General features: G+C 71.6%; 10 protein-coding genes. 7 read left to right on the forward strand and 3 right to left on the reverse strand.

What is annotated here, in order from left to right:
- Positions 1-321: 321 nt before the first annotated feature.
- From H343_RS0127975 to H343_RS0127990, 4 genes are all read left to right on the forward strand, one after another.
- Positions 322-993 carry an HNH endonuclease family protein gene (locus H343_RS0127975; protein WP_028433812.1) on the forward strand — a complete coding sequence of 224 codons (672 nt, stop codon included), beginning with the start codon at positions 322-324 and terminating at the stop codon, positions 991-993.
- 356 nt (positions 994-1349) lie between these two features.
- Positions 1350-3182, forward strand: coding sequence for an alkaline phosphatase D family protein (locus tag H343_RS33350; protein ID WP_078506170.1), 1833 nt, complete (start codon positions 1350-1352; stop codon positions 3180-3182).
- Between the two features lie 296 nt (positions 3183-3478).
- Positions 3479-4243, forward strand: coding sequence for a VTT domain-containing protein (locus H343_RS33355; protein WP_078506171.1), 765 nt, complete (start codon positions 3479-3481; stop codon positions 4241-4243).
- A 127-nt stretch (positions 4244-4370) separates the two neighbouring features.
- The gene (locus H343_RS0127990) at positions 4371-4901 is read left to right on the forward strand and encodes a GNAT family N-acetyltransferase (RefSeq protein WP_037905519.1); all 531 of its coding nucleotides are present in this window, start codon (positions 4371-4373) and stop codon (positions 4899-4901) included.
- A 47-nt stretch (positions 4902-4948) separates the two neighbouring features.
- Here H343_RS0127990 and H343_RS33360 read toward each other — a convergent pair whose 3' ends face one another.
- Positions 4949-6016, reverse strand: a complete 1068-nt coding sequence (locus tag H343_RS33360) for a chitinase (protein WP_486587090.1) — start codon at positions 6014-6016, stop codon at positions 4949-4951.
- A gap of 263 nt (positions 6017-6279) precedes the next feature.
- Between H343_RS33360 and H343_RS36190 the strand changes: the two genes are divergently transcribed.
- Positions 6280-6879 carry a hypothetical protein gene (locus H343_RS36190; protein WP_051266279.1) on the forward strand — a complete coding sequence of 200 codons (600 nt, stop codon included), beginning with the start codon at positions 6280-6282 and terminating at the stop codon, positions 6877-6879.
- Between the two features lie 92 nt (positions 6880-6971).
- Here H343_RS36190 and H343_RS0128005 read toward each other — a convergent pair whose 3' ends face one another.
- Positions 6972-7655: a haloacid dehalogenase-like hydrolase gene (locus H343_RS0128005; protein WP_028433814.1), complete on the reverse strand. Its 684-nt coding sequence runs from the start codon at positions 7653-7655 to the stop codon at positions 6972-6974.
- Positions 7656-7875: 220 nt separating this feature from the next.
- A complete protein-coding gene (locus H343_RS0128010; protein ID WP_028433815.1) occupies positions 7876-8415 on the reverse strand; it encodes a flavoprotein in 540 nt (179 codons plus the stop codon).
- A gap of 239 nt (positions 8416-8654) precedes the next feature.
- On the opposite strand from H343_RS0128010, the gene H343_RS0128015 reads away from it, so the two are divergent.
- Positions 8655-9452, forward strand: a complete 798-nt coding sequence (locus H343_RS0128015; protein ID WP_078506172.1) for an NPP1 family protein — start codon at positions 8655-8657, stop codon at positions 9450-9452.
- 983 nt (positions 9453-10435) lie between these two features.
- Positions 10436-12192, forward strand: a 1757-nt coding sequence (locus H343_RS34650; protein ID WP_486587091.1) for a tetratricopeptide repeat protein, incomplete at its 3' end; no start/stop codon positions are given.

Consider the following 12192-nt stretch of genomic DNA (forward strand, 5'->3'; position numbering starts at 1 on the left):
TTCGGGTGTACGGCGGCGAGTTGGTCCGCAGCCGTACGGCGGGAGGAAGCGTGGCACGGCACCGGACGGCGAGGAGGCGGAGCGGCGCAGAAGGTGCGGATCGCGGCGAGTGAGGCGCAGCGAGGAGAAAGGGACGGAAGGTGCGATGCAGCTCGCCCGGAGCCGCGGGAACAACGGCCGGTCACAGCCAGGGTCTTGATGTGACGTGAACACGTCGTCACGCTGTTACCCGGCGCCCGCCTTCCGGCAACCCGGCGCCGGCAACGTAAGACCGTACGAGGTGCAAACCTCGCAATATCCCCCCACAACGAGGGAGTTCGTATGCAGGAGCGCATACGCACAAGTCTCTACGCGCGTCGACGCAAGTCGGTCATCACCGCCGCTCTCGCCGCGCCGCTGGCAGGGCTGCTGCTGTTCGTCAACGGCACCGGCACCGCCCAGGCCGAACCGCCGGCGCCCCCCAGCGCCGCCGAGGCCCAGACCATGCTCGAAGGGCTGACCGAGGAGGCCGAAGGCTCCTCGGACGGCTACGACCGCGACAAGTTCCCGCACTGGATCGACCAGGGCGACAGCTGCGACACCCGCGAGGCCGTACTCAAGCGTGACGGCACCGGCGTCGAGACGGGCAGCGACTGCTACCCCACGAGCGGCACCTGGGAGAGCCCCTACGACGGGGAGTCCTGGACCGACCCCTCGGACGTCGACATCGACCACATGGTGCCGCTCGCCGAGGCGTGGAAGTCCGGCGCCAGCAGCTGGACCGAGAGCGAACGGGAGGCGTTCGCCAACAACATGGACGTGGCGCAGCTCCTCGCGGTCACGGACAACGTGAACCAGTCGAAGAGCGACCGGGACCCGGCCGAGTGGATGCCTCCGGCCACCGGTTACCACTGCACCTATGCGCGGATGTGGATCTGGGTGAAGGACACCTACGACATGACCGCGGACTCGGCCGAGAAGAGCGCTCTCTCGGAGGCCCTGGGCACCTGCTGACGGACAGACCCCTGTTCACGGCGTAGAGCACTGCTCCGGAACCCGTCTCTCCCCCTCGCGCGGCGGAGCGGTTCCGGAGCGGTGCTCTCTTTGCGGAGCAGCACGTGCGGGCGCGAGCACCGCCCACGACGGGACCGCTGCCGCCGCGCCGGCGCCCGCGGCCGTCACCCCGCAGAGACATGCGGAATGAGGGTGCCCGGACACCGCTGACCGTGAGCGCGCACAGAGCGGTGCTCACATCACGGATTGATGCTCCAGGAACACGAATCGGGCACAGAGCGCCACTCCGGGCCCCGGGCACTCGCCGATCACCCCGGTCGTTCCGTAGCGTGCGGGACGACGGAGGGAGAACTTCCATGGTCAGGCTGCGCCTGGGACCGCTGCTGCGCTACGTCGACGAGGACACCGCCACGGTCTGGATCGAGACCGACGCCCCCTGCGAGGCGGAGGTCCGCTGCGACACCGGAAGCGCCGGCGGCAGCGCCCGTACCTGGCAGGTCTCGGGCCACCACTACGCGCTGATCACCGTCGTGGGCCTGGAGCCCGGCACGGAGACCCCCTACCGTCTCCTCCTCGACGGCGAGGAGGTCTGGCCCGAACCGGGCTCCCCTCTCCCCCTGAGTACGATCCGCACCCCCGCGCCCGACTCCGGCGACGTCAGCGTCGCTTTCGGTTCCTGCCGCTGGGCCGCCCGCCCCGCCGCCAGTTCGCACGACGCGATCGGGCCCGACGCGCTCGACTCCCTCGCCCAGCGCGCCATCGCCGGAGGTGAACGCCCCGACGTCCTGCTGCTCCTCGGCGATCAGGTGTACGCGGACGAGACCTCCGAACCGGTGCGCGGGAAACTCGCCGAGAAGCGCGACCTGTCCGAGCCGCCCTGGCAGCAGGTCGCCGACTTCGAGGAGTACACCGTCCTCTACGACGAGTCCTGGCTCGACCCCGAAGTGCGCTGGCTCCTCTCGACCGTGCCCAGTTTCATGATCTTCGACGACCACGACGTGATAGACGACTGGAACACCAGCGACTCCTGGCGCAGCGAGATGCGGGCGAGCGGATGGTGGCGTGAGCGCATACTGAGCGGCCTGGCGTCGTACTGGGTCTACCAGCACCTGGGCAACCTCTCCCCGGGCGAGCTCGCCGAGGATCCGACGTTCGCCGCGGTGCGCGCCGCCGGGGACGGCACGGCGGTGCTGCGCGAGTTCGCCCACCGCGCGGACACGGACCCGGAGACCGTGCGCTGGAGCTACCGCCGGGACTTCGGCAGGGTGCGCCTGCTGATGATCGACACCCGTGCCGGACGCGTGCTGGACGAGCAGCAGCGCGCGATGCTCGACGAGAAGGAACTGGCGTGGCTGCGCGAGCAGATGCTCTCCGGCCTCGGTGGCGAACAGGGCAGGCGCGGCGAACAGGGCGAGCGCGGCGAGCGGGGCCTGTCCTTCGACGCCGCCGCGCACGCCCCCGCGCCGGTCCCCGGGCCCTCCGGCCCGGACCGCGCCGGAGGGGACGGCGGTTACGACCATCTGCTCGTCGGCACCTCGCTGCCCTGGCTGCTGCCGCCCGCGATCCACGACGCCGAGGCGTGGAACGCGGCACTGTGCCGGGGCGCCCGCGGCCCGCGCTGGGCGCGGCTGGGCGAACGGCTGCGCCGCGCCGCCGACTTGGAGCACTGGGCGGCCTTCCCCCGTTCGTTCGACGCGCTGACGGAAGCCATCGGCGAGGTCGCCGGCTCGCCCGACGCGCCCGCGAGCGTGTGCGTGCTCTCCGGGGACGTCCACCACGCCTACATCAGTGAGCCCCGCTTCCCGCAGCCGGTCAACTCGCGGGTTCTGCAGTTGACATGCTCGCCCATGCACAACAGCATCCCGGCGGTGATACGGGCCGGTTTCCGTTTCGGCTGGAGCCCCGCCGGTCGCTGGCTGGGCAGGGCTCTGGCCCGCCACGGACGTACGGCGAAGCCGCCGGTGAAGTGGGCGCGCGCGGGCGGCCCCTGGTTCGGCAACCAGATCATGACGCTCCGGCTGCGCGGCCGTTCGGCCGAACTGTCGCTGGAGCAGGCGCGGGCGGTGCCGGAGGGCGCCGACAGCCCCGGAGGGGTTCCCGGTCAGGGCCGCGGCACAGGTTCGCGGCTGGACCGGGTCCTGCGACGCCTGCTGGTGCCGCCCCCGTCGGGGCCGTCCGGGCCGTCCTGAGCGTCGGGGTCGTCCTGAGCGTCGGGGTCGTCGGGGGCATCCGGCCGTCGGGGCCATCCGGGTCGTCAACCGGCGGGCCGGCCTCGTCACTTCCCCCCACGCCGGACGGGCGGCCACCGGCACGGGGCTGGCCTGCCGCTTCCGCCCCGACACAACGGCCGTGACGCAGCCGAGACAGACCTGAGATCGATCCCGCACACCTCGAACGCCCCTCCCGCAACGCCCAGGCGTACGCTGTCGGTGGGCAGTTGAGTACGTGGATGAGCTGCCTGTTCAGGGGACGAACGGGGGAGCGAGTGCTGGACATCCTGGGGTCGGTGACCGGATCCCCATGGATATACGGGGTGATCGCGGTCTCCGTCCTGCTGGACGTCTTCGTTCCCCTGCTGCCGAGCGGCGTCCTCGTCGTCGCCGCGGCCACCGCCGTCGCGGGCACCACCGCCGCGGACGCCGCCGACCTGCCCAGCCACGCACGGCGGGCCGCCGAATCGCCCCATCTCCCCGAGATGATCGCCCTGGTGCTGTGCGCGGCCACCGCCTCCGTCGTGGGTGACCTCTTCGCCTACCGGCTCGCCAAGCGCGGCGGAACGCGCTTCGACCGCGCCCTCGCCCGCTCCCGCCGTCTCACCGCGGCACAGGAGAAGGCCGGGCAGGCGCTCGCGGCGGGCGGAGGCGCGCTGGTGGTGCTGGCACGCTTCGCACCCGCGGGCCGCTCCGTCGTCAGCCTCACGGCGGGGGCGGCGCACCGGCGTGCCAAGGACTTCCTCCCCTGGTCGGCGCTGGCCGGACTGACCTGGGCGGTCTACGCCGTGGGGCTCGGATACTTCGGCGGCCGCTGGCTGGGCGCCTCCTGGCTCGGTACGGCGGTCTCCGTGCTGGCGCTCTTCGCGGCGGGCACGCTGGCGGCGTACGTCATGCGGCGCAGGCCGCGTTCGGGGAGCGAACCACCGGAGGACGGCGCGGAGGCGGCCGGCAGCACGGGGCGCTCCGACGACGCACGCGGCGTACGCCGTGCGCGCGGTCCGGCGGGCGCGGACCTCGACGCACCCCAGCCCGTCTGACACACCGGTGAGCCCCGGAGGCCACCGGGCAGCACCCGGGGCCATCGGGTATCGCCGGGAGCGACCGGGGATCCGGCACCCGCAATACGGGTGACGTGCCCGGTGCCCGAGGTGCAGCATGAACCGCATGAGCGCACCCGCCGGACCCTGGCCGACACGCACCGAACGTGCCGGACGCGCCGAGGACGTCGCCGCCGTACGCCGCATCAACCTCGCCGCGTTCGAGTCCGCCGCGGAGGCGGATCTTGTCGACGCGCTGCGCCAGGACCCGCGGGCCTGGCTTCCCCGGTTCTCCTGCCTCGCCCTCGCCGGGAGGGAACCCGTGGGGTTCGCCCTGCTGAGCCGCTGCCACGTGGGCGTCACGCCTGCCCTCGCCCTCGCGCCCTGCGCCGTACCGCCCCGGCACCAGGGCAGGGGCGCGGGCAGCGCCGCCGTCCTGCGGGCTCTGGAGGAGGCGCGGGCGGCGGACGAGCGTACGGTCGTCGTGCTGGGCCACTCCGCCTACTATCCGCGCTTCGGCTTCACGCCCTGCGCGGACTTCGGCATCACACCGCCGCCGGGGCAGCGGTGGCCACGGGAATCCTTCCTCGCGCTCTCCCTGGACGGCGGTGAACTGCCGGCCGGCGCGGTCCGCTACGCGCCGGCCTTCGGCCTCTGAAGCCGATCCGGTGCCCCGCATCCGCCGTGCCGCATTCAGCGCACTGCTCAGCGCCCGTGCTGGGCCAGCACTCGTGTGTACTGCCACGGCTCCTGCGGCACCCCGGAGCAGGAGTCCTCAGCGGGGTAGGGCCGGCTGCCGCACGGCCGGTCGCGGTTGACCGACCAGAAGGTGAGCCTGCCCAGCCGGTTGGCCCTCGCGTGCGCGGCGATGGTGCGGAAGTCGTCCACGGTGACGGTCTCCCCCTCCCCGGTGATCCCGTTCATCGAGGAGACGCCGCTGTGCGCGTACGCCTCCTGCTCGCTGTAGCCGTACGCGCTGCGCAACCGGTCCTTCAGCCCGTCCACGGCGCGTGTGCTGATGCGGCCCATGTCCTCGCCCTTCGCGGACGGCACGAAGGAGAACGGCATGACGCTCCACGCGTCCGGCTCGACGCCCATCTCCGCGGCCCGGTCGATCAGGGAGGAGTCGGGTCCCGAGCGATAGCTGGGCAGCGTGACGTAGACGACCAGGTCCGGATCGGCCTTCTTGACGAGGCTGAGCGCACCGAGGGTCTTCCGCTGCGCGGCCTCGCTCCGGTACGCGCCCGTCTCGATGTCGATGTCGACGGCCTTGAGCCCGTACGCGTCGATGACCTTCTGGTACGCCGCCGCCAGCGACTCCTTGTCCGGGCAGCTCTGCTCCAGTTTGTGGCCCAGCCCGCCGCCGAAGGACGGGATGACGTCGCCGCCCGCCTTGCGTACGGCGCGCACCGTACGTTCGTCGACGCCGCCGGTCAGCGGGCGGCGTCCGTCCCAGTACGGCTCGCAGGTGCCCTTGCTGAGCACGAAGGCGAGCGAGAACCAGCGCACGCCCGTCGCCTCCATGACCTTCTCGGGGCTGGGCGGGCTGCCCCAGCCCAGCGAGAGGTAGGGCGCCACGGCCATCGGGGAGGGCGGCTGCGGTGCCGCCGGTCCGGGTGCGGAACGGGAGGTCGCCGCGGTGGCCGCCATGCCGAGCGTGGCCATGGCCAGTGCGAGCACGGCACCCGTTCGGGCGGCGCTGCCTGCGGCACGGCGGGTACGGCGGGCGGGGGCGGTCCGACAGGTGACGCGAAGGTGGCTCAGTGGTCTCATCCGTCCCTCATCTCTCGGCTTGGGCTCTCCCCCCGGCCTTCACCGAGATGGTGATCACACCGCACGGCTGGGCACGGCATCCGTGCCTTCGGCGTGTCCCCGCCCCTCGCGGGCGGACGGGAGGGCGGAGCCGTCGACGTGCTGCCCGCCCTCACCCCGACATTGCTTGAATGCCGCACAACCTTTGGGTGTGCCCGACGGTCACATCAGCGCCACCTCGCACCCACGTTCCATCCACTTTCCAACACACGTCAGGAAGCGCGATGATGAGCGGACAGCAGCCCCGCCGGGACGCACGCTCGCGGCCGTACCCGCCGCCCCCGCGACTCCGTCCGCGCGGACGCTCCACGGGCGGAAGACCCGCCGCGAACGTCATCGGTCTCGTCTGTGTCGCGATCCTCGCCGCCCTCGCCTGGAGCGTGGGGCCCGACGCGGGAAGCTCCGGCGGCGACACGGACAAGACGCCCGTCGCCCGGCAGGCGGACGCAGGAGAGGCGAGGGACCAGGGCACACGGGTGCCGGAGAAGAAGCAACCGCCGAAGGCCGTCTTCAGGGTGTGGGGCTCCGCCCCCGCCGGGGTGGAGACCACCTTCGGCAGCGACTCCCACGACGTCCGGAGCGAGGGCCTGCCGATGACCGGAACCCTCGAACTCAGGGACGACGCCCTGTACTACGCCGTCCGGGCACGGCTGCGCGGCCACGGTGACATCCGCTGCTCGGTCACGGTCGGCGACAGGACGGAGCGGGGTCGCGCCTCGGAGGGTCGTGCCTCGGACGGACACGCCTCGGACGGGCGCTCCTCGGACGGGCACGCGGTCTGCGAGGCCCGGCTCCCCGGCGATCAGCCCGGCGGACGGGGCTGACGTACCGCTGCACCTCAGCGGGAACGAGGCGCGCACGGGCCCGCCGCCGGGCTCCGGCGCAACTCCCCCGCCCCGGACGTCACATCGCCCCGTCAGTCGGCCAGCACCTTCAGCAGCTCCTCGGTGTCGTCGAGTCCGGGGAGGACCACCTCGGCGCCCGCGGCGCGCAGTTCGTCCTCGCCGCTGCCGCCGGACGCGACGGCGACGACCCGCACGCCGCACGCCTGCCCCGCCTCCACATCAGCGGGCGTGTCCCCTATGAACACCACTTCTTCCGTGGGCACTTCACGCCCCGGCGCCTGAGCGGCCCTCCCCAGCGCGACCCGGATCAGCTCCGCGGGCTCGTCACCGTCCTCGCCGAACGCGCCTATGGAGCACTCGATCTGCGACTCCAGGCCCAGCACACGCAGTTTGACCTCGGCCGCGCCACGGACGTTGCCGGTGACGACCGTCTGCCTCACTCCGGACAGGGAGGCGACGCCGCTCAGCGCGGCCGCGGCGCCTCCGAGGACGTGACCGCGCTCCCGAATGGCCGGAGCACACCGCAGGTGCTGCTCGGCCAGTGCGGCGGCGAAGCGTTCGAAGTCCTCGCGGGGAGCCTGGAGTTCGAGCGACCTCGCGGCCTCGCGGAAGGCGACGGCGTCGGTCTGCGCCCCTTCCGGCCGCTTCGCCTCCCGGCCCGTCACCTCACGGAACGCTCTGCCGAAGAGCTCGCCGCTGACTCCGGGTGTCGAGACCAGCGTGTGGTCGATGTCCCACAGCACGAGTTGCACCATCCTGCGCTCCGTAACTCGACGGCATGTCCCGGTCTGCGGGGTGCCCGGGCGGGCCCCCTCCACCCTCGTCCGTGAAGGTCACCGGTTCCGCCCCCGTCCGTGAAAGTCACCGGCCCTCGCACCTTCGTACGCCTTCCCGCCGGAGCCCGGATCACTCGGAAGGACGCCCGCCGTCATCCTCAGTCGCCGCCGCGGACGCGCGCACGGTACGGGACCGCCGTCAACTCAGCACGGACCACGCCTCGTCGAGCGCCAGATGCCACGGATACACCGCCGGGTCGGCCTCCCCCGGCGGCTCCGGCCTGAACCCGCCCTCCCCGTACAGCATCCGCACCCCGGCCGCCCGCAGCGTCTCGACGCTCCGGCCGAACTGCGGGTGCGTGGCGTACGCCGAGTTCAGGGAGGGCATCATCACCAGCGGCCACCTCTTGCCGATCGCCTCCACGGCGAACGCCGCCACGAAGTGCGGAGTGAGCCCCAGCGCACATGTGTTGACGGTGTTCAGCGTCGCGGGTGCCACGAGCGTGACGTCCGCACGGGGCCACAGGTCACGCTCGTCCGGACGGCGGGGCGCGCTGCGCACCGGACGTCCGGTCGCCTCCTCCACCGCGCCGGCGCCCTCCCCCAGCCAGTCACGTGCCGTCGGTGTCAGACCCACACACACCTCCCACCCCCGCTCACGCGCGTCACGGACGACAGAACCGATGTCGAGTACGGGCGGCGCGGCGGTACCGAGGAGGTAGAGCACTGGTGCGGTCATGGCCGCATCCCACCACACACGGCGACCCCGCTCACGGAGCCGCCGCACCCCCGCTGTTCACCACCCCGACTGCCCTGCGGGCCGGCCCGCTCGGGGCTCGCGGCACCCGGCGCGCTCGACGGCGCGCACTGGACGTCGCCCCGGGCGGACACGAGTCACCACGTTTCCCGGACAGGCACTCCGCAGCGCTGGTAGGAACGCCCGTGGCAGATCCTTGGTCCGCACCAAGTGCAAGGAGGATGCAAGTGAGCAGCAACCGGCCCTCCGGGCCTGTGACTTCACGCCGCTTCCGACGGTCGCTCGGCACCGTCGCCGGCGCGGTCGCACTCGTCTTCGCCTTCCCGGCCGCCGCCTACGCCGCTCCGCCTCCCGCGCTGCCCGGCCAGGCCGGGGAGGCGGAGCGGAAGTTCCAGCCCGCCTACGACTACGACAAGGACGGCTGCTACGCCACTCCGGCCATCGGCCCGGACGGGACGCTCAACGAAGGCCTCGAACTGGGCGGCGACGTCAACGGCAACTGCCGCGACGAGTCCGACCTGGAGAACACCAACACCTACTCGCGCGAGAAGTGCAACAACGGCTGGTGCGGGATCGTGTACGCCTCGTACTTCGAGAAGGACCAGGTCTCACTCGGCGGAGGCAGCGCCGGCCACCGGCACGACTGGGAACACATCGTGGTGTGGGTGAAGGACGACCGGGTCGAGTACGTGGCGACCTCGGCCCACGGCGGGTTCACCGTCCACAACCGCGCCGACATCCCCTTCGAAGGCGACCACCCGAAGGTCGTCTACCACAAGGACGGAGCGAGCACGCACTGCTTCCGCGCCGCGAGCGACGGGGACGAACCCCCTGAGAACCACAAGGGGACCTGGCAGTACCCGTCGCTGGTGGGCTGGGACGGCTACCCCGAAGGCATCCGCGACCGGCTCACCGGGGGCGACTTCGGCTCCGCCACCCTCGGCATCAAGGACGACACGTTCAACTCGCACCTCGAGGGCGCCAAGCCGGACGACATACCCTTCGACCCCAACGCCTGACCGCAGCCCGCCGGCCCCTTCATCCGGGACCGACACACTCGAAGGGGCATCCGCGAACGTTCGCGGATGCCCCTTCGAGCACTGATCACAGTGGGTGTCTGCAGAACCTGCTGGGTGGGCACAACTGGGATCGAACCAGTGACATCTTGCTTGTAAGCCAAGTGGGCCCCCTCGTCGCCCTGGACCAGCATCCGGGTTGAGCTGGGACGACGCCGACAGTCGATCCGTGACCGTCCATGCCGTGCTGCCGACCGTTGGGGCGTCTGGCTCCCCAAGTGGCTCCCTCCCCCAACGCGATCGGCTGCCCCAGCATCATCAGCACCAACGACTGGGGGAATGACCCGGCGGAGCGGAGGTAAAACCCGGGTTGTTTTCATTGGAACCGCCGACTCGCAGCGGTTAGGTTCCGACTATTGGCGAAGTCCGAATTAGCCGCAGCAGATGTGACGGGTAGTCGACTGCTGCTGGGAAAGGAGCGGGGCATGTCGCGGGGTGGGAAGATCACGGTCATCGCGGTCGCTGCGGTATTAGCCGTGTCGACACCCTTTTTTTGGCTGCTGGACAACCCGGATACGGGTCAGCTAGTGGGCGCTTCCATCCAGGGCGCCACCGGCGTCGCCGCGCTAGTATGGGCACTGCTCCAGCCGGCCACAACAGTTCCTGAGCCGGCGGATACCGCTGTGGCTACCGGGACGGCGCAGGCCACTGGTGGGGGTACGGCGTCCACGGGGGTGCGGCGCCCGCAGGGCGCGGGGAGAGGTTCCGCGAGCGTGGAGCGGACCGGGGATGCGACCGCAGACGGCCCGGGCAGTAGCGCCACCACAGGCATCGACTACAGCTGACCTAGCAAAGCACTGCCACAGCACACGGGGAATGGGGGCATGTCCGCGATGACATGGCGTAAGGACCGGCCAGTTCCTGCTCCTGGCTCCGTTGCCGCCGGGCCCGAACCGGCTGACAGCAGTGCTGTGGAGGAGCCGGTTGTGGATGCCGTGGATACTGGCAACGCTACGGCTGCCGATGGCGGGGCGGCGGTTACTGGCTATCGCGGGGGGAAACCCGGGCACAACACCCGGGTGGAGGTGGCCGGCACCGGTGACGCCACCGCGGGGGAAGGCGGCATCGCCAACAGCGGACACCTGGCAGTCGACTCTCTCACGGTGGTGCAGCCCGCGCGGACGCCTGCGGCATGGCCGCACCAGGTCGGGGTGATCCCTCCCAAGGCCTCCTTCTTCCAGCCCCGGGCCGAAGTCGGTCAGCTACGGACAGTGGTGGCGGGAGGAGGCACTGCGGTGCTGTGCCAGGTTCTGACCGGGACAGGCGGAGTGGGCAAGACCCAGCTGGCCGCCGACTACGCCCGCACCGCCTGGGAGAACGGGGAAGTGGACGTGCTGGTGTGGATCAGCGCCAGCACCCGTGCCGCAGTCGTGGCCGGATACGCGCAGGCCAGTACCGAGGTGCTGGGGGCCGACAATGGCGACCCGGAGGCGGCCGCCAAGAGGTTCCTGGCCTGGCTGGAGCCCAAGACCGGCAAGGAGCCGTGCCGGTGGCTGATTGTCTTGGACGACGTTAGCGACCCAGCCACCTTGCGCGGACTGTGGCCGCCCAACGACCCGCGCGGCCGCACCCTGGTCACCACCCGGCGCCGCGATGCCGCGCTCACCGGACAGGGCCGCCGCCTAGTCAACGTGGGTCTGTTCAGTCCCTCTGAGGCCTCTGACTACCTCTCCACAGCGCTTACCTCGCATAGCCACCCCGAGCCAGCCGACCAGCTCAACGGCCTCGCCGCCGATCTGGGATACCTGCCTCTCGCCCTCGCCCAAGCAGCCGCGTACCTCGTTGACGCTGGCATGAACTGCGCCACCTACCGTCACCGGCTGTCCGACCGGGTCAGATCCCTGGCAAACCTGCTCCCCGAACCCGACGCATTGCCCGACGACCAGACAACCACCGCGGCCGCCGCCTGGTCCCTGTCCATCGAGCGCGCCGACCAGATCCGCCCGGCGGGCCTGGCCCGCCCCATGCTCCAACTCACCGCGATGCTCGACCCCAACGGCATCCCCCACGCCGTCCTCACCGGTGAACCCGCCCGCGCCCACCTCGCCAGACACCACACTGTCACCGACCGAGAACCCGCCGCGGTGACAAGCCAGGACACAGCCGACGCACTTCGGGCGCTGCACCGCCTCAGCCTCGTCGACCACGCCCCCGACACCCCTCACCAGACCGTCCGCGTCCACCAGCTCATTCAACGCACCACCCGCGACAGTTTCAGGCCCGATCAGCTCGCGAGCTTCGCTCACGCTGCCGCCGACGCCCTGACCGCTGCATGGCCCGTCATCGAACGTGACACCACCCTCGCCCAGGCCTTGCGTGCCAACACCGACGCCCTCACCCATTCCGCCGAAGACGCTCTATACCAGCCCCAGGGCCACGCCGTGCTATACCGCACCGGCCAAAGCCTCGGCGAATCCGGCCAAGCCGCCGCCGCACGCGACCACTTCCTCCACCTGACCGCGGAAACGCAACGCCGCCTCGGCCCGGACCACCCCGACACCCTCACCACGCGGTCCTACCTGGCCCGCTGGCTGGGCGAGGCAGGCGATGCGGCCGGCGCCGCAACCGCGTTCGAACAGCTGCTGACCGACCAGCTACGCATCCTCGGCCCCGACCACCCCGACACCCTCACCACCCGGTCCAACCTGGCGCACTGGCTGGGCGAGGCAGGCGACATAGCCGG

This window comes from Streptomyces sp. TAA204 (assembly GCF_000424965.1).

Excerpts from the sequence above, each read along its gene's own strand:
- H343_RS0127975 (WP_028433812.1), top strand. The coding sequence starts at position 322 with ATGCAGGAGCGCATACGCACAAGTCTCTACGCGCGTCGACGCAAGTCG.
- H343_RS33350 (WP_078506170.1), top strand. The coding sequence starts at position 1,350 with ATGGTCAGGCTGCGCCTGGGACCGCTGCTGCGCTACGTCGACGAGGAC.
- H343_RS0127990 (WP_037905519.1), top strand. The coding sequence starts at position 4,371 with ATGAGCGCACCCGCCGGACCCTGGCCGACACGCACCGAACGTGCCGGA.
- H343_RS33360 (WP_486587090.1), bottom strand. The coding sequence starts at position 6,016 with ATGAGACCACTGAGCCACCTTCGCGTCACCTGTCGGACCGCCCCCGCC.
- H343_RS36190 (WP_051266279.1), top strand. The coding sequence starts at position 6,280 with ATGATGAGCGGACAGCAGCCCCGCCGGGACGCACGCTCGCGGCCGTAC.
- H343_RS0128005 (WP_028433814.1), bottom strand. The coding sequence starts at position 7,655 with ATGGTGCAACTCGTGCTGTGGGACATCGACCACACGCTGGTCTCGACA.
- H343_RS0128010 (WP_028433815.1), bottom strand. The coding sequence starts at position 8,415 with ATGACCGCACCAGTGCTCTACCTCCTCGGTACCGCCGCGCCGCCCGTA.
- H343_RS0128015 (WP_078506172.1), top strand. The coding sequence starts at position 8,655 with ATGCAAGTGAGCAGCAACCGGCCCTCCGGGCCTGTGACTTCACGCCGC.